Below are 19837 nucleotides of genomic sequence, written 5' to 3' on the forward strand. Positions count from 1 at the left end.
TAGTGCGCGCTGCGGCATACTACATGATGACCTGCGGTTGTGAAAATCAGACTAATTACGTCGTTCTGCGACCCCATGACGCATTGCGGTCACGGCGCGGAACGGGATGTTCTCAAAAAAGTGCTGGATTGTTCCAGCTAAATATAAAAAGTTGTACACGATTTGTTCTGTGGCCGGGATCGGCGGCGCCTGGGTTCGCGGGCAGGCCCGCTCCCGCAGAAGCTGGGGCGCCCTGGCGGGCGCCATCGCCAGCAGGCTGGCTCCCACCGTTCTGTCGGTGTCGACGGCCCCGCCGCACAGTCTGCCCGCTTGCCTATACTTGCCTTTCCATCACAAAAGTCACGACAGAGGGCTGCGCCATGGATCACCTCGTACTCACCGTCTTCGCCCCGGACAAGCCGGGCCAGGTCGAGCGCATCGCCCAATGCATCGCCGAGCACGGCGGCAACTGGTTGGAGAGCCGCATGTCGCGGATGGCCGGGCAGTTCGCCGGGATCTTGCGGGTGGGCGTGCCGGCGGAGGCTTACGAAGCTTTAGTCGATTCCCTACAGGCGCTGTCGGCCCAGGGCATCCGCGTGCAGATCGCCGAGAGCGGCATCGAGCAGGCCTGCACCTGGAAACCGATCGCCATGGAACTGGTGGGCAACGACCGTCCCGGCATCGTGCGGGACATCACCCGGTTGCTGAGCGAGCAGGGGGTGAACCTGGAACGGCTGGTGACTGAAGTGCGTCCGGCGCCGATGAGCAGTGAGCCGCTGTTCCACGCCGAGGCGATCCTGGCCGTGCCGCTGACCCTGTCGCTGGATGTGCTGCAGTCGCGGCTGGAGACCCTGGCCGACGACCTGATGGTGGAACTGGTGCTGCGCACAGACCCTTGAGCGCCGGACAGGTTATCCCGTGAAAAACTGAACCTGGCTGTGGATAACCTGTAGAGACCGCGCGCCAGGCCACGCCGGCCGTGGCTTGGCGAAGATTGATCAAAAAATCACCGCCAATCAGCGACTTGCGCACAATCGGCGGGGATCACGCTGTGGATAACCTTGGGAAGGAACGGTGCAGGCCACGAGAACCGTGGCCTGCGCAGGGGTGTTCGTTTTTTGATCAGGCGCGCCGGCGCAGGCTCAGCCAGGCATCGACGCTGTACACCGCCAGACCCGCCCAGATGAACATGAACGCCACGAGGGTGCTCGACGACAGGTGCTCGCCGAACAGCAGCACCGCCTGCAGCAGCACCAGGGTCGGCGCCAGGTACTGAAGAAAGCCCAGGGTGGTGTAGGGCAGGTGCCGCGCGGCTGCGTTGAAGCACACCAGCGGCACCAGCGTCACAGGGCCGGCCGCCACCAGCCACCAGGCTTGGGACGTGCTCCAGAATTCGGCCTGGGCGCTGGCCGCGGTCGGGTTGAGCAGCAGCCAGGCGAGCGCGATCGGCACCAGCATCCAGGTCTCCACCACCAGCCCCGGCAACGCCTTGACCGGCGCCTGCTTGCGGATCAGTCCGTAGAAGCCGAAGGACAACGCCAGCGCCAGGGACACCCACGGCAGGCTGCCGACCTGCCACACCTGCTGCGCCACGCCGATGGCCGCCAGCGCCACCGCCAGCCACTGCATGCGCCGCAGGCGTTCGCCGAGGATCAGCATGCCCAGCAGCACGTTCACCAGCGGGTTGATGTAGTAGCCCAGGCTGGCCTCCAGCATGCGGCCGTTGTTCACCGACCACACGTAAGTCAGCCAGTTGGCCGCGATCAGGGTGCCGCTCAGCGCGAGGATGGCCAGGCGCTTGGGGTTTTCCCGCAGTTCGCGCCACCAGCCCGGGTGTTTCCACACCAGCAGCAACAGCGCGCCGAACAGGGCCGACCAGAGCACCCGGTGGATGATGATCTCGACGGCCGGCACGGCGGCGATGGCTTTGAAGTAGAGCGGGAACAGGCCCCAGATGATGTAGGCGCTCAGTCCCAGGATGTACCCGCGGTGCGGGTTGGCGGCTTGCATGCAGAGTCCTTGCTTAGGCAGCTAACAAAGGGGGGATTGTAAGGAGTTTCGCCCTGGAATGTCGCAGTCGATCGCTCAGGGATTCGCGCACAAAAAACGGTGGGAGCGAGCCTGCTCCCACCGGGGACCTTCCAGGTCGAGGGGGCGGGATCAAAACAGTTTCAACGGCTCTTCATCCAGCGCCGCCGTTTGCTCGCGCAGCGCCAGCACCTGATCGCCCCAGTACCGCTCGCTGCCGAACCACGGGAAGCTGCGGGGGAACGCCGGGTCGTCCCAGCGCCGGGCCAGCCAGGCGCTGTAGTGCATCAGGCGCAGGGCCCTCAGCGGCTCGATCAGCGCCAGTTCGCGCGGGTCGAAGCCGTGGAACTCGTTGTAGCCGTCCATCAGCTCGGCCAGTTGTCCGAGGCGTTCCTGGCGGTCGCCGGCCAGCATCATCCAGAGATCCTGCACTGCCGGCCCCATGCGGCAGTCGTCGAGGTCGACGATGTGGAACACGTCGTCGCGGCACAACAGGTTGCCGGGGTGGCAGTCGCCGTGCAGGCGGATGTTGCGGTGCGGGGTGGCGGCGTAAAGGTCTTCGACGCGCTTGAGCAGGTCGCGGGCGACGGATTCGTACGCCGGCAGCAGGCTCTTGGGGATGAAATTGCCTTGCAGCAGCGTGTTCAGCGAATCATGGCCGAAGTTGTTCACGGCCAGGGCTTCGCGGTGTTCGAACGGTTGGGTCGCGCCCACGGCATGCAGGCGCCCGAGCAGTTGGCCGAGGCGGTACAACTGATCGAGGTTGCCCGGCTCCGGCGCCCGGCCGCCGCGACGGGGGAACAGGGTGAAGCGGAAACCCTGGTGTTCGTGCAGGGTGTCGTCGTTGTGGATCAACGGCGCCACCACCGGGATCTCGCGCTCGGTCAGTTCCAGGGTGAAGCGGTGCTCTTCCAGGATTGCCGCATCGCTCCAGCGCTGCGGGCGGTAGAACTTGGCGATCAGCGGCTCACTGCCTTCGATGCCGACCTGGTACACGCGGTTTTCGTAGCTGTTGAGCGCCAGGATGCGCGCGTCGCTGAGGAAACCGATGCTCTCGACGGCGTCGAGCACGAGGTCTGGGGTGAGGGTTTCAAACGGGTGGGCCATGCTGACTCCTGCGCGCGGCAGGCGGCCGCGTCCGGCCCGGCATGGTAACGCAGGTGGGCGGTGGGTGTCTGTGCTGACGCCATCGCGGGCAGGCTGGCGCCCCCGTTTCCTGTGGGAGCCAGCCTGCCGGCGATGAGGGCCGGTCAGGCGCCGACGATCCCGCCGTCCTCACGGGTGATCGCCATCACCGACGAGCGCGGCTTGCCGTTGGGCAGGTGCTCGGGGAAGGTCGAGCCGCCGTTCTCGCCCGGATGCTGGATCCCCACGAACAGGGTCCTCTGATCCGGCGAGAAGCTGATCCCGGTCACTTCGCAGCCGATCGGCCCGACCATGAACCGGCGGATCTCACCGGTGGCAGGGTCTGCGCAGAGCATCTGGTTGTTGCCCATCCCGGCGAAGTCGCCGGCGTTGCTCGAATCGCCGTCGGTGAGGATCCACAGGCGCCCGGCCTTGTCGAAGCCCAGCCCGTCGGGGCTGTTGAACATGTTCTGCGGGGTGATGTTGGAGGAGCCGGCCTTCGGCGTGCCGGCGTGCACGCCCGGGTTGCCGGCGACCACGAACAGGTCCCAGGCGAAGGTCTTGGACGCGTGGTCGTCGCGGTCGGTGCGCCAGCGCAGGATCTGCCCGTAGACGTTCTTCGCCCGCGGGTTCGGTCCGCCCACCGGCTGGCCGTCCTCGCCGCGCTTGGCGTTGTTGGTCAGGGTGCAGTAAACCTGGCCGTCCTTGGGGCTGACCACGATCCACTCCGGACGGTCCATGCGCGTGGCGCCGACCACGGTGGCGGCCATCCGCGCGTGGATCAGGACTTCGGCCTGGTCGGCGAAGCCGCTGCTGGCGTCGATGCCGTTCTTGCCGTGGGTCAGTTCGATCCACTGGCCCTGGCCTTTCGGATGGTCGGGGTTGCCGTCGCCGGCGTCGAACTTCGCCACGTACAGGGTGCCGTGGTCGAGCAGGTCGCGGTTGGCTTTCGGGTTGCGGTGCTTGATGCGGTCGCGGCTGACGAACTTGTAGATGAACTCGCCGCGCTCGTCGTCGCCCATGTACACCACGGCGCGGCCGTCGTCGGTTTCGGCCAGGGCGGCGTTCTCATGCTTGAAGCGGCCCAGGGCGGTGCGCTTGACCGGGGTCGACTGCGGGTCGAACGGGTCGATCTCCACCACCCAGCCGTGACGGTTGAGTTCGTTGGGGTTCTTGGCCATGTCGAAGCGCGGGTCGTACGGGTGCCAGTTGATCTCGCGGCTGGCGGCGGACACGCCGTAGCGCTTCTGCGCCGCATCGAACTGTTGCTGGGCGTTGCTGCTGCCGAAGCAGTCGGTGAAGTTCTCTTCGCAGGTCAGGTAGGTGCCCCACGGGGTCTTGCCGTTGGCGCAGTTCTGGAAGGTGCCGAGGACTTTCTTGCCGTGCTTGTCGGCGCTGGTCTTCATCAGTTCGTGGCCGGCGGCCGGGCCGCTGATGCGCAGCGGCGAGTTGCCGTGGATGCGTCGGTTGTAGCGCGAGCCCTGGACGAACTGCCACTGGCCGTTCCTGCGCTGCACCTCGATCACCGACACGCCTTCGCAGGCCAGGGCCTTGCGCACGTCCTCGGCCGACTGCGGCAGGCCGCCGTGGGGGTAGAGGTAGCGGTAGTTGGTGTATTCGTTGTTGATCGCCATCAGCGCGCGATTCTTGTCGCCGGGGAATTCGAACAGGCTCATGCCGTCGTTGTTGTCGCCGAACTGCACTTCCTGCGCGGCGGCGGTGCCGTTGCCGCTCGGATCGAAGGCCGGGCCGTTCTTGTGCAGGGGCTGGCCCCAGCTGATCAGCACCGACGAGGTGTAGCCCTTGGGCAGGCTGATGCTGTCGGCGGTGGCGGCGGGAATGCTGTCGAAGCCCAGCAGTCGGCTGTTGCCGGCGCTGACGCCGGCGGCCAGGACGCTGCGGCTCAGCAGGTTGCCGCCGAGGAACATCGCCGCGCCGCACAGCGCGCCGGCGCTGATGAAACCGCGGCGGCTGAGGCCGACCATTTTCTCGAGGTCGGTGGATTGGTTTTCTTCTAATAGGCTCACATCAGGCTCCCTGCTTGGTTTTGGCAGCCAACCTTAATGTGGGTCGATGACGCTTTCGTTGCAGGTGCCGGTCAGAGCGGCGTGCCGATCAGCACATTGGAGGGCGAGAACTGCACGCGCACCGGCCGGCCCGGGCCCAGGCCGCGGGTGCGCAGCTCCAGCGGTTCGGCCAGGGCGCAGAGGGTCTGGCCGTTGGGCAGGACGATGCGCACTTCGCTGGGGCCGTCCTCGGCGTCGAGGATCGCTTCGAGGGTGCCGTCCAGAAGATTGTGACCGGGTGTTGCAGGCTGATCCTTGCCCAGCAGTTCGAGCCAGCCGGCCTTGATCAACGCCACCACGCCGGTGCCCGGCTCAAGCTCCAGGTGCACGGTGCTGTCGTGGGTGATCTGCGCCGCGATGCAGAGGTGCTCGGCCAGTTGCAGGCGGATCAGGTCGTTGCGGCCCTGTCCTTCGATGGCCACGACCTTGCCGTGCAACTGGTTGCGGGCGCTGGTGCGCAGCATCAGTCGGCCGAGCAGGTCCAGGTCGCTGGCGTCCTCGGCGGCTTCCAGCACCTGGGCCTGCAGGGCCTGGAGCTTCTGGTACAGGCGCAGCACCCGTTCGCCCTCTTCGGACAGCTTCGCCCCGCCGCCGCCCTTGCCGCCCACGGCCCGTTCCACCAGCGGCTTCTGCGCCAGGTTGTTCAGTTCGTCGATGGCGTCCCAGGCGGCTTTGTAGCTCAGGCCGGCACTCTTGGCGGCGCGGGTGATCGAGCCCTGTTCGGCGATGTGTTGCAGCAGGGCGATGCGCTGCGGGCGACGGGCGATGTGCTGGGACAACAGGGTGGGCAGGGACATGGCGGTGGCTTTGAACTCGGCTGATGGGGTGTGAAGTTGGCGGCTTGCGCCACCGGAGTCAAGCCAGGCGCAGCGCCTGGCAGGCTCGCGCCTACCGGGGATCGGGCTTCGGCGTGCGCGCCAGGCAGTAGACGTCCACCCGCGCGGCCCCGGCATTGCGCAACAGCCGGGCGAGGGCCTGGGCGGTGGCGCCGGTGGTCAGCACGTCATCGACCAGCGCCAGGTGCCGCCCCTTGACCGCTGCGTCCGGCGCCAGGGCAAACGCCGTGCGCAGGTTGCGTTTGCGCGCTTTCGCGTCGAGGGCCTGCTGGGCGTCGGTGTCGAGGACTCGCTGCAGTATGTCGTCCTCGCTAGGCAGCCCGAGCCGCTCGCCCAGCCAGCGGGCGAGCATCTGCGCTTGGTTGAACCCTCGTCGGCGCAAGCGCTGGCGTGCCAGCGGCACGGGCAACAGGGCGTCCGGGCGCGGCAGGCCCTCATCGAAGCGATAGTGCAGGAACTGGCCGAGAACGTCGGCGAGCAGGTGGCCGAGCGGCCATTTGGCGTTGTGTTTGAAGCGCGTGATCAGGCTGTCCACCGGAAAGCCGTAGGCCCAGGGCACGGCGACCTGTTCGAACGCCGGCGGATCCTTCAGGCAGTCGCCGCAGGTCAGGCCGGGCGCCGGCAAGGGCAGGGCGCAGGTCAGGCACTGATCGCCCAGCCATGGCAACTCGGTTTCGCAGGCCGGGCACAGGGGTGTTTCGGCGTCTGCCGGCTCATCGCAGAGCAGGCAGGTCTGATTGTTTTTTAACCAGATGTAAACCGACCAATTGACATGTGGTTGACAGTGCATCGCTCTTCCTTAAATATGGCGAACATCCGTGTCGCGCCTGTGGGTATTCCATTGCCTGCGGCGCCAGCCAAGCATAACCAAGGAAACGCCCATGAGCGCGAGCACCACTGCCACCCTGCGTCACGATTGGTCTTTGGCCGAAGTCAAAGCGCTGTTCGTCCAGCCGTTCAACGACCTGCTGTTCCAGGCGCAGACCGTGCACCGCGCGCATTTCGACGCGAACCGCGTCCAGGTGTCCACCCTGCTGTCGATCAAGACCGGCGCCTGCCCGGAAGACTGCAAGTACTGCCCGCAGTCCGGCCACTACAACACCGGGCTGGAAAAAGAAAAACTGATGGAAGTGCAGAAGGTGCTGGAAGAGGCCGCCCGCGCCAAAGCCATCGGCTCCACCCGCTTCTGCATGGGCGCGGCCTGGAAGCACCCGTCGGCCAAGGACATGCCTTACGTGCTGAAGATGGTCGAGGGCGTGAAGGCCCTGGGCCTGGAAACCTGCATGACCCTGGGCCGTCTCGACCAGGAGCAGACCCAGGCCCTGGCCAAGGCCGGTCTGGACTACTACAACCACAACCTCGACACCTCGCCCGAGTTCTACGGCAGCATCATCACCACCCGCACCTACAGCGAGCGCCTGCAGACCCTGGCCTATGTGCGCGATGCGGGCATGAAGATCTGCTCCGGCGGCATCCTCGGCATGGGCGAATCCCTCGACGACCGCGCCAACCTGCTGATCCAGCTCGCCAACCTGCCGGAGCACCCGGAATCGGTGCCGATCAACATGCTGGTGAAAGTCGCCGGCACGCCGCTGGAGAACGCCGAAGACGTCGACCCGTTCGACTTCATCCGCATGCTGGCCGTGGCCCGGATCCTGATGCCCAAGTCCCATGTGCGCCTGTCCGCCGGCCGTGAGGCGATGAACGAGCAGATGCAGGCCCTGGCGTTCTTCGCCGGCGCCAACTCGATTTTCTACGGCGAGAAACTGCTGACCACCGCCAACCCTCAGGCCGACAAGGACATGCGCCTGTTCGCTCGCCTGGGCATCCAGCCTGAGGCCCGCGAAGAGCATTCCGATGAGGTGCATCAGGCCGCCATCGAGCAGGCCCTGGTGGAGCAGAAGAGCAGCGAGCAGTTCTACAACGCCGCCGTCTGAAGTTCGCGCGCATTCCCCTGAAGGAATGCACAAGACCTGCGGGAGCGGACTTGCCCGCGAGAGCGGAGCGTCAGGCAGCCTCAATGCCGGACGCGCCGCTATCGCGGGCAGCCCCGCCGCAGGGGATCCGAGTCAATTGAAAGCCGAGGCCTGCATGTCTTTCGATCTCGCCGCACGCCTTGCCGCCCGCCGTGCCGAAAACCTCTATCGTCAGCGCCCCCTGCTCGAAAGCCCGCAAGGGCCGCAAGTGGTGGTCGACGGCCAGCCGTTGCTGGCGTTCTGCAGCAACGACTACCTGGGCCTGGCCAATCATCCGCAGGTGATCGAAGCCTGGCGCGCCGGCGCCGAACGCTGGGGCGTGGGCGGCGGTGCTTCGCATCTGGTGATCGGCCACAGCGGCCCGCACCATGCCCTCGAGGAAGCCTTGGCCGAATTCACCGGCCGGCCGAGGGCATTGCTGTTCACCACCGGTTACATGGCCAACTTGGGCGCAGTGACGGCGCTGCTCGGCCAGGGTGACACGGTGCTGGAGGATCGCCTCAACCACGCCTCGCTGCTGGATGCCGGGCTGCTGTCCGGCGCACGGTTCAGCCGCTACCTGCACAACGACGCCGAGAGCCTGGCCAAGCGTCTGGAGAAGGCCACCGGCAACACGCTGGTGGTCACCGACGGCGTGTTCAGCATGGACGGCGACCTGGCCGACCTGCCCGCGCTGGCCCGTGAAGCGAAGGCCAAAGGCGCGTGGCTGATGGTCGACGACGCCCACGGCTTCGGCCCGCTGGGCGCCAACGGCGGCGGGATCGTCGAGCATTTCGGCTTGAGCCCGGACGACGTGCCGGTGCTGGTCGGCACCCTGGGCAAGGCGTTCGGCACCGCCGGCGCGTTCGTCGCCGGCAGCGAAGAGCTGATCGAGAGCCTGATCCAGTTCGCCCGCCCGTACATCTACACCACCAGCCAGCCGCCGGCGCTGGCCTGCGCGACCCTGAAAAGCCTGGAGCTGCTGCGGAGCGAACATTGGCGGCGCGAGCATCTGCAGACGCTGATCCGCCGCTTCCGCCAGGGCGCCGAGCAGATCGGCCTGGAACTGATGGACAGCTTCACGCCGATCCAGCCGATCCTGATCGGCGACGCCGGGCGCGCGGTGCGCCTGTCGCAGATGCTGCGCGAACGCGGGTTGATGGTCACGGCGATCCGTCCGCCGACCGTGCCGGCCGGCAGCGCGAGGCTGCGGGTGACGCTCACCGCCGCCCACAGCGAAGCTCAGGTGCAGCAATTGTTGGACGGTCTGGCCGATTGCTGTGCCCGACTGGCCTTGGAGCCGAACCATGCGTGACCGACTGATCCTGTTGCCCGGCTGGGGGCTGGGCGCATCGCCGCTGGAGCCGCTGGCCGCCAAGCTGCGCGGGCTCGACGAACACCTGAAGGTCGAGATCGAGCCGTTGCCGGCGCTGGACTCCGGCGACCCGCAAGACTGGCTGGATGAACTCGACCGACGCCTTCCCCAGGACGCCTGGCTCGGCGGCTGGTCGCTGGGCGGCATGCTCGCCAGCGAGCTGGCGGCGCGGCGCGGCGAACATTGCTGCGGCTTGCTGACCTTGGCGAGCAACCCGTCCTTTGTCGTGCGCGAGCAATGGCCGAGCGCGATGGCGCAGGACACCTTTGAGGCGTTTCTGGCCGGGTGCCGCGCCGATCCGCAGGCGACCCTCAAGCGTTTCTCGCTGTTGTGCGCCCAGGGCGCGCAAGACCCGCGCGGCGTGTCGCGGCAGTTGCTCGGCGGTGCGCCGGAGCCATCGCCGGCCGCGCTGACGGCCGGGCTGCAGGTGCTGGCCGGGCTCGACACGCGCGCTGCCTTGCAGGCCTTTCACGGGCCGCAACTGCACCTGTTCGCCGGTCTCGACGGGTTGGTGCCGGCCGAGGCGGCAGGCGAACTGTTCGCGTTGATCGCGGATGTCGAGGTCGGTCTGGTCGAGCAGGCCAGCCATGCATTCCCGCTGGAGAACCCCGAGGGGGTGGCGGGCGCGATCCAGGCTTTTCTACATGAGTGCGGTGATGACTGAATGGTCCAGCGCTGCACCCGGCGGCTTGCCAGACAAGCGCCAGGTGGCGGCTTCCTTTTCCCGGGCGGCGGGCAGCTACGACAGCGTCGCCGAGTTGCAGCGCGATGTCGGCAACCAGTTGATGCAGCGCTTGCCTGAGGGCTTCGTGCCGTCCCGCTGGCTTGACCTGGGCTGCGGCACCGGGCATTTCACCCGTGCCCTGGCCGCACGTTTCGACGCCGGCCAGGGGCTGGCCCTGGACATCGCCGAAGGCATGCTCAATCACGCCCGTCCTTTGGGCGGTGCCGACTACTTCGTGGCGGGCGATGCCGAGCGTCTGCCCCTGCGGGATTCGACCTGCGACCTGGTGTACTCCAGCCTGGCGGTGCAGTGGTGCGCCGACTTCGGGGCGGTGCTGGCCGAGGCGTCGCGGGTGCTGAAACCGGGCGGAATCTTCGCGTTTGCTAGTCTTTGCACAGGGACGCTGTACGAACTGCGCGACAGTTGGCGTCAGGTCGATGGCCTGGTGCATGTCAACCGGTTCCGCGAGTTCGAGCGGTACGGGCAATTGTGCGCGGCCAGCGGCTTGCGCACGGTCAGCCTGGAAAACCGGCCCCATGTGCTGCACTACCCGGACGTGCGTAGCCTGACCCATGAACTCAAGGCCTTGGGCGCGCACAACCTCAACCCCGGCCGGCCCGGCGGGCTGACCGGGCGGGCTCGGATTCTCGGGTTGGTCGAGGCGTACGAACGGTTTCGGCAGGCACAGGGACTGCCGGCGACTTATCAAGTGGTCTATGCCGTGTTGGAGAAACCCTTATGAGCGCAGCCTATTTCATCACCGGAACCGACACCGACGTCGGCAAGACCACCGTGGCCGCCGGCTTGCTGCATGCCGCGCGGTCGGCAGGGCTGAGCACCGCGGCAGGCAAACCGGTGGCCTCCGGTTGCGTGGTGACGCCCAAGGGCCTGCGCAATTCGGATGCGTTGGCGTTGCAGGCCGAGTGTTCGTTGCCGCTGTCGTATCAGCAGGTCAACCCGGTCGCTTTCGAGCCGGCCATCGCACCGCATCTGGCGGCGCGGGAAGCGGGCGTCGCGTTGACCGTGCAGTCGCTGCTGGCGCCGATGCGCCAGATCCTGGCGCTGAACGCCGATTTCACCCTGATCGAAGGCGCGGGCGGCTGGCGGGTGCCGTTGGCGGACCAGGACAATCTGTCGGATCTGGCGATCGCCTTGCAGTTGCCGGTGATCCTGGTGGTCGGCGTGCGCCTGGGGTGCATCAGCCACGCGCTGCTGACCGCCGAAGCGATCGCACGGGACGGGCTGCAGCTGGCGGGTTGGGTGGCGAACATCATCGATCCGAAGACCTCGCGACTGGAGGAGAACCTGGCGACGCTGGCCGAGCGGATCCCGGCGCCGTGCCTGGGCCGGGTGCCGAAGCTCAAGCCGGCCAGCGCCGAGGCGGTGGCTGGGCACCTGCACCTGGATCTGCTCGACTGAGCGGTTCGAAACGCGGCTTTTGCCTATGACAAGGCAGTGTGCCATTAGTGTTTTTGACGGGCGTTTTTCGGGCGGCTCTGGTTCAATGGTCGCCATTGATCCTTCCCAGGGACGAGAGCTCCATGGAAATTTCCGGAAACACCGCTTTCTATGCCGGGCTGAGCACCATTCAGACCGGGCAGAACCGCGTCGATCAGGCGGCCAGCCAGATCGCCGGCAACACCATCGAACGTGCCGCCACCAGCCAGTCGTCGGAGCTGCAGGTCGAGCGCTTGCGCGGCGTTGACCGCAGCCAGCAATCGGATCTGGCCAGCAACATGGTCGAGATGGCCCAAGGCAAATTCCAGGCGGAACTGGGCGTGAAGGTCGCCAAGGCTTCCGATGAAGTGCTCGGTACGCTGATCGACACCTACGCCTGATTTTTTTGTTGCCTCGCTTTGCCCGACGCCGCGACCTGTTCGCGGCGTTTTCGTTGTAAGTCCTTCTTCCTCAACTAATCTTTTTTCATCCTGCGTGCATTCGCCCGGTGCGCGGCGCACGGCTGCGTCCGGCGTTCGCCGATCACCATGACAAACGGCCAGAGATCGACGCTTGACAAGATTTCGGCGTAAACGTATGTTTCAAACAACTGTTTGACCGTCACAACAAATCTACGCGGTCGTTCATTCCCGGTTACATCAGCAGAGGTTTATCGCTATGCCTGACTACAAGGCCCCCTTGCGTGATATTCGCTTCGTACGTGACGAACTGCTCGGCTACGAGGCGCACTATCAGAGCCTTCCGGCCTGCGCCGAAGCAACGCCGGACATGGTTGACGCCATTCTCGAAGAGGGCGCCAAGTTCTGTGAGCAGGTGCTGGCACCGCTGAACCGCGTGGGTGACACCGAAGGCTGCACCTGGAGCGAGTCCGGCGTGAAAACCCCGACCGGCTTCAAAGAGGCCTACAAGCAATTCGTCGAAGGCGGCTGGCCGAGCCTGGCCCACGACGTCGAGCACGGCGGCCAGGGCCTGCCGGAATCGCTGGGCCTGGCGGTCAGCGAAATGGTCGGCGAAGCCAACTGGTCGTGGGGCATGTACCCGGGCCTGTCGCACGGCGCGATGAACACCATCTCCGAGCACGGCACCCCCGAGCAGCAAGAGGCCTACCTGACCAAACTGGTCTCCGGCGAGTGGACCGGCACCATGTGCCTGACCGAGCCGCACTGCGGCACTGACCTCGGCATGCTGCGCACCAAGGCCGAACCTCAGGCCGACGGTTCCTACAAAGTCACCGGCACCAAGATCTTCATCTCGGCCGGTGAACACGACATGGCCGACAACATCGTCCACATCGTGCTGGCCCGCCTGCCGGACGCTCCGGCCGGCACCAAAGGCATTTCCCTGTTCATCGTGCCGAAGTTCCTGCCGAACGCCGACGGCACCGTCGGTGCCCGCAACGCTGTGGCCTGCGGTTCGATCGAACACAAGATGGGCATCCACGGCAACGCCACCTGCGTGATGAACTTCGACGGCGCCACCGGTTTCCTGATCGGCCCGGCGAACAAAGGCCTCAACTGCATGTTCACCTTCATGAACACCGCACGTCTGGGCACCGCGCTGCAAGGCCTGGCCCACGCCGAGATCGGCTTCCAGGGCGGCCTGAAGTACGCTCGCGACCGTCTGCAGATGCGTTCCCTGACCGGCCCGAAAGCGCCGGACAAGGCCGCTGACCCGATCATCGTGCACCCTGACGTGCGCCGCATGCTGCTGACCATGAAGGCGTTCGCCGAAGGCAACCGCGCGATGGTGTACTTCACCGCCAAGCAGGTCGACATCGTCAAGTACGGCGTGGACGAAGAAGAGAAGAAGAAGGCCGACGCACTGCTGGCCTTCATGACCCCGATCGCCAAGGCGTTCATGACCGAAGTCGGCTTCGAGTCCGCCAACCACGGCGTGCAGATCTACGGCGGCCACGGCTTCATCGCCGAGTGGGGCATGGAGCAGAACGTTCGCGACAGCCGCATTTCGATGCTGTACGAAGGCACCACCGGCATCCAGGCCCTGGACCTGCTGGGCCGCAAAGTGCTGATGACCCAAGGCGAGGCCCTCAAAGGCTTCACCAAGATCGTCCACAAGTTCTGCCAGGCCAACGAAGGCAACGAAGCGGTCAAAGAGTTCGTCGGCCCGCTGGCCGCACTGAACAAAGAGTGGGGCGAACTGACCATGAAGGTCGGCATGGCCGCCATGAAAGACCGCGAAGAAGTCGGCGCGGCGTCGGTGGACTACCTGATGTACTCCGGTTACGCCTGCCTGGCCTACTTCTGGGCCGACATGGCCCGCCTGGCCGCCGAGAAACTGGCCGCCGGCACCACCGACGAGGCGTTCTACACCGCCAAGCTGCAGACCGCGCGCTTCTACTTCCAGCGCCTGCTGCCGCGTACCCGCACCCACGTGGCGGCCATGCTGTCGGGCGCGAACAACCTGATGGACATGAAAGAAGAAGATTTCGCCCTGGGCTACTGAGCCTCGGCGCTGTCCGCTTGAAGACCGCTGCCCCCTGTGGGGCAGCGGTTTTTTTTGCGCTCGGTTTTCCCCGATATCGGGGCAGGTTCCCCACTGGCCGTGGTGCAGGCCAATGGGGAAGCTTTGTGTTTATTGATTCCAAATGTTTCAGAAAGGAGTGGCAAATTAATTGCACCGCGCCTGTCAACCGGCGCTGACGAGAACTGCCTGCTCATAGAAGCATCACGCCCGGCCACTTGAACACAACCGTCAGGGTGAAGCCTATGAACATCAGTCGACCCGTTCGTTTGACCTTCTGGATCCCGTTCGCGCTGTGCGCCCACGGCGCCATGGCCGCCGATCCGGCGGAAGTGGATCCGCCGGTTCCGGAAGTCCCCAGCCTGCAATCCCTGCGCGGCATGCTGCCGCCGGATCCTTCGGGCACCGAAGGCGGACGCAAGGTCGACCTGATGACCGACTACGTGCTCAACCGCCAGGCGGCGATCCTGCTGGGCAAGGCGCTGTTCTGGGACATGGAGATCGGCAGCGACGGCGCCACCGCCTGCGCTTCGTGCCATTACCACGCGGGCGTCGACCACCGCATCACCAACCAGCTCAACCCCGGCCAGGCGCACACCGACCCCAACGTCGCGTCAATCTTCAACAAGCCGTTCGTGGCCTCCAACATTCCGGGGGACGTGGCGTCCTACGCCACCCTGTCCGGCGGCAAGGGCGGCCCGAACTACACGCTGAAGAAAACCGACTTTCCGACCCATGTGCTGAGCAATCCCCTGGAGCGCAATTCGCCCATCGTGTATTCGACCGATGACGTGGTCGGCTCCCAGGGCGTGTTCGACGCCAACTTCGTCAAGCCCAACCAGGCGCGGTTCGACAAGTGCACCCAGCAGCCGGACGGCATCTTCCAGATCGGCGGCGTCAACGTGCGCCGCAGCACCGGGCGCAACGCGCCGTCGGTGATCAACGCGGCCTTCAACGTGCGCAACTTCTGGGACGGCCGGGCCAACAACGTGTTCAACGGCTTCTCGCCGTTCGGCAACCGCGACCCGGACGCGGGCATCTACGTCACCGCCGGCAGCAGCGGCGTGGCGCAGAAAGTGAGGCTGGCGCTCAACGACGCGTCCGCCGCCTCCCAGGCCGTGGGCCCGCCCGGCAGTGCGGTGGAGATGTCCTGCGGCGGCCGCACCTTCGCCGACATCGGCCGGCGCATGCTCGACACGCTGATGCTCAAGCAGCAGCGGATCTCGTCCACCGACTCGGTGCTGGCGCCGGTGTCCGGCGCACGCCGCCCGACCTACCGCGAGCTGATCAAGAACGCCTTCCAGCCGCGCCTGTGGAACGCCACGCAGAACGTGTTGGTGGGTGGTGCGCCGTATACGCAGATGGAGGCCAACTTTCCGCTGTTCTTCGGGTTGGCGATCCAGATGTACGAAGCCACGCTGGTGTCCGATCAGGCGCCCATCGACGCCTACCTGCAAGGCGACACGACGGCGATGAACGCCCAGCAGGTCGAAGGCATGAACCTGTTCCTCGGCAAGGGCAAATGCGTCAACTGCCACGGCGGCCCCGAGTTGACCAACGCCGCCAGCCGCCTGCTGATGCACCCGCGTGAACGCATCGAGCGGATGGTGATGGCAGACAACCTGACCACCCTCTACGACAACGGCTTCTACAACACCGGCGTGCGGCCGACGGCGGAAGACCTGGCCTTGGGCGGATCGGACGCGTGGGGCAATCCTTGGTCGTTCACCCGCCAGTACAACACCGTGCTGCAGGGCGGGCAGATTCCCGACCCGCTGAATGTCGATGTGTGCACCTTCGAGGCGCCGCTCAGCGCCGCGATCCCGTGCGACGCCACGCTCAAGCCGAACGTCGGTTTCCGCGATTCGGTCGACGGCGCCTTCAAGACGCCGACCCTGCGCAACATCGCGCTCACCGGGCCGTACTTCCACAACGGCAGCCGCGCGACGCTCAAGCAAGTGATGGAGTTCTACAACCGCGGCGGCGACCGGCGCGGCGAGGACGCCAACAACACCAGCGGTTTCGAGCACCCGGCGGTGAACCAGCACAACACGTCCAACCTCGACCCGGACATGACCGCGCTGAACCTGACGCCGGACGAGGTCGACGCGCTGGTGAAATTCATGGAAGTGGCCCTGACCGACCCGCGCGTCGCCTGGGAACGGGCGCCGTTCGATCATCCGTCGCTGGTGCTCCCGCAGGGCCACGTCGGTGACGTGAACGCCGTGACCCAGCGGCCCGCCAGTCCGAAGGTGACGACCCGCCAGGCGGCGGACGCGACGATCAGCCTCAAGCCCTACGGCGCCGAAGGCCGGCGGCCGGAAGAAGGGCCGTTGCTGCCGTTCTACAACGATCTGTGAGGGAGATTGGCCAGCATGGCCACCAGGAATAGTGGCCATGCTGGCCCGCACGTCCGGCCGTTGTAAAAAACCTGAGTCCTGCGCTCAGAAATCGAGGGTTTCGGCCGTTAAAGAGACTGGCTGTGATGTGGATCACATTGTGTGTGCCCATCAGTCCACATTGCAGGCACAATGATATCTCTTTGCTATGACGGGTCGGAGCTTTACCCTTGCCGCGTTCTTCTGCTGTACGTTTCAGTCATTTCCTACCTTCACTGCTGTTGTTGCTCGCGGGGTTGGCGGCTGCGTACGTCAAAGACCTCAACGTGTTCTTCACTTCGCTGTTCAACGTGCTGCCGACCCTGGTGCTGTTGCTGGGCGGTTCGTACTGTGCGGTCTACCGTCGCCAGCGCGAACTGTTCCTGATGGTCACCGTGTACATCGCCTACTTTTTGCTCGACACCCAGACCGACTATTACCGCGACAACGGCCGGGTGCGCGAGGACGCGGCGGTGGTGTTCCATCTGGTCTGCCTGCTGCTGCCGCTGCTGTTCGGCCTGTTCGCCGCCTGGCAGGAGCGCACGCACCTGTTCCAGGACATGGTGGCGCGGTTCGCCGTGCTGCTTGCCTTCGGCAGCGTGGCGTTGGGCCTGGAGCAGAGTTATCCCCAGGCGCTGCTGATGTGGCTGTCGGAAATCCGCTGGCCGGCGCTGCACGGCGCATGGATGAGCCTGATCCAGCTGTCGTACCCGGTATTCCTGTCGGCCTTCCTGCTGCTGGCCTGGCAGTACTGGCGCAACCCGCGTCCGCTGCACGCCGCGCAGCTGGTGGGGTTGCTGGGCGTGTTCTGGATGTTGCCCAAGACCTTCATCCTGCCGTTCACCCTGAACATCATGTGCAGCCAGGTGATGCTGATGATCGCCGCCGCCGTTGCGCACGAGGCGTACCAGATGGCGTTCCGCGACGAGCTGACCGGCCTGCCCGGGCGCCGTGCGCTGAACGAGCGGATGCAGCGCCTGGGTCGCAACTATGTGCTGGCGATGACCGACGTCGACCACTTCAAGAAATTCAACGACACCCATGGCCACGACGTGGGCGACCAGGTGCTGCGGCTGGTGGCCAGCAAACTGTCGAAAGTCACCGGCGGCGGCCGGGCCTACCGGTACGGCGGCGAGGAATTCGCCGTGGTGTTCGCCGGCAAGACCCTGGAGGAATGCCTGCCGCACCTGGAGCTCATCCGCGAGGCGATCGCCTCCTACAACATCCAGTTGCGCAACCAGGAGAACCGCCCCCAGGACGACCACCAGGGGCGTCAGCGCCGCGGCGGTTCCGGGGCGTCCAGCGTGTCGGTCACGATCAGCATCGGGGCGGCCGAACGCCTGGAGCAGCGTACGCCGGAAGAGGTGCTCAAATCCGCCGACCAGGCGCTCTACAGCGCCAAGGGCGCTGGGCGCAACTGCGTGATGGCGTTCGGGCAGACCCGCCGCGGCGCGGTGCGCACGGAGAATGCTGCGGGCTGACTGATGACGGCGCATTCAGCGCCTGTACATTGATTGTGGGGGCAGGGCGGCCGGCGGTAGGTTGAGGGCAAACCGCTGAAGGAGAAGCACCATGCCCGAGTACAAGGCCCCCTTGCGCGACATGCGCTTTCTGATCGACCACGTCTTCGGTTTCCATGCCCACTACGCGGCCCTCGGCGCCCACGACGCCAGCCCGGACATGGTGCATGCGATCCTCGAAGAGGGTGCGAAATTCTGTGAGAACGTGCTGGCGCCGCTCAACCGCAGCGGCGACGAAGAAGGCTGCCGTTTCGACAACGGAACGGTGACGACGCCCACAGGGTTCAAGCAAGCGTTCGCGCAGTACGTCGAAGGCGGCTGGCACGGGCTGGCGGCGGATCCGGCCTACGGCGGCCAGGGCCTGCCGAGCTCGCTGGGGCTGGCGGTCAGCGAGATGGTCGCCTCCAGCAACACCTCCTGGGGCATGTACCCGGGCCTGACCCACGGCGCCATGTCGGCGATCCACGCCCACGGCAGCGACGCACAGAAACAGACCTACCTGAACCCGCTCACCGCCGGCCGCTGGACCGGCACCATGTGCTTGACCGAAGCCCACTGCGGCACGGACCTGGGCCTGATCAAGACCCGCGCCGTGCCCCAGGCCGACGGCAGTTACGCGGTCACCGGCAGCAAGATCTTCATCTCCGCCGGCGAGCACGACATGAGCGCCAACATCATCCACCTGGTGCTGGCCAAGCTGCCGGACGCGCCGGCCGGCACCAAGGGCATTTCGCTGTTCATCGTGCCCAAGTTCCTGCCTGATGCGGCGGGGGAGGCGGGCGAGCGCAACGGTGTGACCTGCGGCTCCATCGAACACAAGATGGGCATCAAGGGGTCGGCCACCTGCGTGATGAACTTCGACGGGGCCAAAGGCTTTCTGATCGGCGAGCCGAACAAGGGCCTGAACTGCATGTTCACCATGATGAACCACGCGCGGCTCGGCACCGGCATGCAAGGCCTGTGTCTGGGAGAGGCGAGCTTCCAGGGCGCGGTCCGCTACGCCAACGACCGCTTGCAGATGCGCTCGCTGACCGGCGCCAAGGCACCCGACAGGCCGGCCGACCCGATCATCGTCCACCCGGACGTGCGGCGGATGCTGCTGACCATGAAAGCCTTCAACGAAGGCAACCGCGCCTTGACCTACTTCACCGCGCAGATGCTCGACATCGCCCACCTGAGCCGGGACGAGGCCGCCCGCCGCGAGGCAGAGGACCTGTTGGCGTTCCTCACGCCGATCTGCAAGGCGTTCATGACCGAGACCGGGCTGGAGGTGACCAACCACGGCATGCAGGTGTTCGGCGGCCACGGCTTCATCCGCGAATGGGGCATGGAGCAACTGGTGCGGGACTGCCGGATCGCGCCGATCTACGAAGGCACCAACGGCATCCAGGCGCTGGACCTGCTCGGGCGCAAGGTGCTCGGCAGCCAGGGCAAGCTGCTGCGCGGATTCACCCGGATCGTGCACAAGTTCTGTCAAGCGCACGCCGGCCATGCGCAGTTGGGCGGGTTCGTTGCGCAGCTCGATCAGCTCAACCGACAGTGGGGCGAATTGACTCTGCTGGTCGGCGGCGCGGCGATGAAGAACCCGGACGAGGTGGGTGCCGCGTCGGTGGACTATCTGATGTACAGCGGCTACATCGTCCTGGCTTACCTGTGGCTGCGCATGGCCCAGGTGGCCCAGGCGCAACTGGAGGCGGGCGAGGGCGACGGCGATTTCTGCCGGGGCAAGCTGGCCACCTGCGAGTTCTATTTCAAGCGCCTGCTGCCGCGCACCGCCGCTCATCGGGCCGCGGTCGAGGCGGGCAGCGATTGCCTGATGAAGCTGCCGGCGGAGCTGTTCTCGCTCTGACATCTCCTGTGGTTTGCTCCCGCTCGAGTGCGCAGCGCTGACTTTGGGTCGGCTGCGCTGTCG

General features: G+C 66.0%; 16 protein-coding genes. 11 read left to right on the plus strand and 5 right to left on the minus strand.

What is annotated here, in order from left to right:
- The first annotated feature begins 359 nt into the window (after positions 1-359).
- Entirely contained in the window at positions 360-878 is a 519-nt protein-coding gene (locus tag CAG29_RS03150; protein ID WP_085693851.1) for a glycine cleavage system protein R, read from the plus strand.
- Between the two features lie 223 nt (positions 879-1101).
- On the opposite strand, the gene rarD is transcribed toward CAG29_RS03150, so the two are convergent.
- The 5 genes from rarD to CAG29_RS03175 form a co-directional block, all read right to left on the minus strand.
- Entirely contained in the window at positions 1102-1989 is an 888-nt protein-coding gene (gene rarD, locus CAG29_RS03155; protein ID WP_085693852.1) for an EamA family transporter RarD, read from the minus strand.
- Between the two features lie 150 nt (positions 1990-2139).
- Entirely contained in the window at positions 2140-3114 is a 975-nt protein-coding gene (locus tag CAG29_RS03160; protein WP_085693853.1) for a serine/threonine protein kinase, read from the minus strand.
- A gap of 143 nt (positions 3115-3257) precedes the next feature.
- Positions 3258-5159 (minus strand): PhoX family phosphatase, encoded by a 1902-nt coding sequence (locus CAG29_RS03165; RefSeq protein WP_085693854.1) that lies wholly within the window; start codon positions 5157-5159, stop codon positions 3258-3260.
- A gap of 71 nt (positions 5160-5230) precedes the next feature.
- Positions 5231-5995, minus strand: a complete 765-nt coding sequence (locus CAG29_RS03170) for a TOBE domain-containing protein (RefSeq protein ID WP_085586346.1) — start codon at positions 5993-5995, stop codon at positions 5231-5233.
- Positions 5996-6086: 91 nt separating this feature from the next.
- Positions 6087-6824 (minus strand): ComF family protein, encoded by a 738-nt coding sequence (locus CAG29_RS03175; RefSeq protein WP_085655816.1) that lies wholly within the window; start codon positions 6822-6824, stop codon positions 6087-6089.
- A gap of 91 nt (positions 6825-6915) precedes the next feature.
- Here CAG29_RS03175 and bioB point away from each other — a divergent pair, with 91 nt between their 5' ends.
- The 10 genes from bioB to CAG29_RS03225 all read left to right on the plus strand — a co-directional run bounded on the left by bioB (position 6916) and on the right by CAG29_RS03225 (position 19774).
- On the plus strand, positions 6916-7971 hold the full coding sequence (gene bioB, locus CAG29_RS03180; protein WP_085586342.1) for a biotin synthase BioB: 1056 nt from the start codon (positions 6916-6918) through the stop codon (positions 7969-7971).
- 154 nt (positions 7972-8125) lie between these two features.
- Positions 8126-9304 (plus strand): 8-amino-7-oxononanoate synthase, encoded by a 1179-nt coding sequence (gene bioF / locus CAG29_RS03185; RefSeq protein WP_085586340.1) that lies wholly within the window; start codon positions 8126-8128, stop codon positions 9302-9304.
- On the plus strand, positions 9297-10028 hold the full coding sequence (locus CAG29_RS03190; protein ID WP_085586338.1) for an alpha/beta fold hydrolase: 732 nt from the start codon (positions 9297-9299) through the stop codon (positions 10026-10028). Before bioF ends, CAG29_RS03190 begins: the two co-directional genes overlap by 8 nt.
- The gene (gene bioC, locus CAG29_RS03195; RefSeq protein WP_085636873.1) at positions 10021-10830 is read left to right on the plus strand and encodes a malonyl-ACP O-methyltransferase BioC; all 810 of its coding nucleotides are present in this window, start codon (positions 10021-10023) and stop codon (positions 10828-10830) included. Before CAG29_RS03190 ends, bioC begins: the two co-directional genes overlap by 8 nt.
- Positions 10827-11507, plus strand: coding sequence for a dethiobiotin synthase (gene bioD, locus CAG29_RS03200; RefSeq protein ID WP_085693855.1), 681 nt, complete (start codon positions 10827-10829; stop codon positions 11505-11507). Before bioC ends, bioD begins: the two co-directional genes overlap by 4 nt.
- A 122-nt stretch (positions 11508-11629) precedes the next feature.
- Positions 11630-11926 carry a pyrroloquinoline quinone biosynthesis protein PqqE gene (locus CAG29_RS03205; RefSeq protein WP_085586332.1) on the plus strand — a complete coding sequence of 99 codons (297 nt, stop codon included), beginning with the start codon at positions 11630-11632 and terminating at the stop codon, positions 11924-11926.
- 277 nt (positions 11927-12203) lie between these two features.
- Positions 12204-14009, plus strand: coding sequence for a phenylacyl-CoA dehydrogenase (locus tag CAG29_RS03210; RefSeq protein ID WP_085586330.1), 1806 nt, complete (start codon positions 12204-12206; stop codon positions 14007-14009).
- A gap of 263 nt (positions 14010-14272) precedes the next feature.
- Positions 14273-16387: a cytochrome-c peroxidase gene (locus tag CAG29_RS03215; RefSeq protein WP_085586328.1), complete on the plus strand. Its 2115-nt coding sequence runs from the start codon at positions 14273-14275 to the stop codon at positions 16385-16387.
- A 209-nt stretch (positions 16388-16596) separates the two neighbouring features.
- Positions 16597-17886, plus strand: a complete 1290-nt coding sequence (locus tag CAG29_RS03220) for a GGDEF domain-containing protein (protein WP_085629952.1) — start codon at positions 16597-16599, stop codon at positions 17884-17886.
- 91 nt (positions 17887-17977) lie between these two features.
- Positions 17978-19774 carry an acyl-CoA dehydrogenase C-terminal domain-containing protein gene (locus CAG29_RS03225; protein WP_085586323.1) on the plus strand — a complete coding sequence of 599 codons (1797 nt, stop codon included), beginning with the start codon at positions 17978-17980 and terminating at the stop codon, positions 19772-19774.
- The last annotated feature ends 63 nt before the right edge of the window (positions 19775-19837 follow it).

The organism is Pseudomonas sp. B7(2017), from assembly GCF_002112745.1.
Classification (GTDB): domain Bacteria; phylum Pseudomonadota; class Gammaproteobacteria; order Pseudomonadales; family Pseudomonadaceae; genus Aquipseudomonas; species Aquipseudomonas ekonensis.

Coding starts and splice junctions, on each gene's coding strand:
- CAG29_RS03150 (WP_085693851.1), top strand. CDS start 360: ATGGATCACCTCGTACTCACCGTCTTCGCCCCGGACAAGCCGGGCCAG.
- rarD (WP_085693852.1), bottom strand. CDS start 1,989: ATGCAAGCCGCCAACCCGCACCGCGGGTACATCCTGGGACTGAGCGCC.
- CAG29_RS03160 (WP_085693853.1), bottom strand. CDS start 3,114: ATGGCCCACCCGTTTGAAACCCTCACCCCAGACCTCGTGCTCGACGCC.
- CAG29_RS03170 (WP_085586346.1), bottom strand. CDS start 5,995: ATGTCCCTGCCCACCCTGTTGTCCCAGCACATCGCCCGTCGCCCGCAG.
- CAG29_RS03175 (WP_085655816.1), bottom strand. CDS start 6,824: ATGCACTGTCAACCACATGTCAATTGGTCGGTTTACATCTGGTTAAAA.
- bioB (WP_085586342.1), top strand. CDS start 6,916: ATGAGCGCGAGCACCACTGCCACCCTGCGTCACGATTGGTCTTTGGCC.
- bioF (WP_085586340.1), top strand. CDS start 8,126: ATGTCTTTCGATCTCGCCGCACGCCTTGCCGCCCGCCGTGCCGAAAAC.
- CAG29_RS03190 (WP_085586338.1), top strand. CDS start 9,297: ATGCGTGACCGACTGATCCTGTTGCCCGGCTGGGGGCTGGGCGCATCG.
- bioC (WP_085636873.1), top strand. CDS start 10,021: ATGACTGAATGGTCCAGCGCTGCACCCGGCGGCTTGCCAGACAAGCGC.
- bioD (WP_085693855.1), top strand. CDS start 10,827: ATGAGCGCAGCCTATTTCATCACCGGAACCGACACCGACGTCGGCAAG.
- CAG29_RS03205 (WP_085586332.1), top strand. CDS start 11,630: ATGGAAATTTCCGGAAACACCGCTTTCTATGCCGGGCTGAGCACCATT.
- CAG29_RS03210 (WP_085586330.1), top strand. CDS start 12,204: ATGCCTGACTACAAGGCCCCCTTGCGTGATATTCGCTTCGTACGTGAC.
- CAG29_RS03215 (WP_085586328.1), top strand. CDS start 14,273: ATGAACATCAGTCGACCCGTTCGTTTGACCTTCTGGATCCCGTTCGCG.
- CAG29_RS03225 (WP_085586323.1), top strand. CDS start 17,978: ATGCCCGAGTACAAGGCCCCCTTGCGCGACATGCGCTTTCTGATCGAC.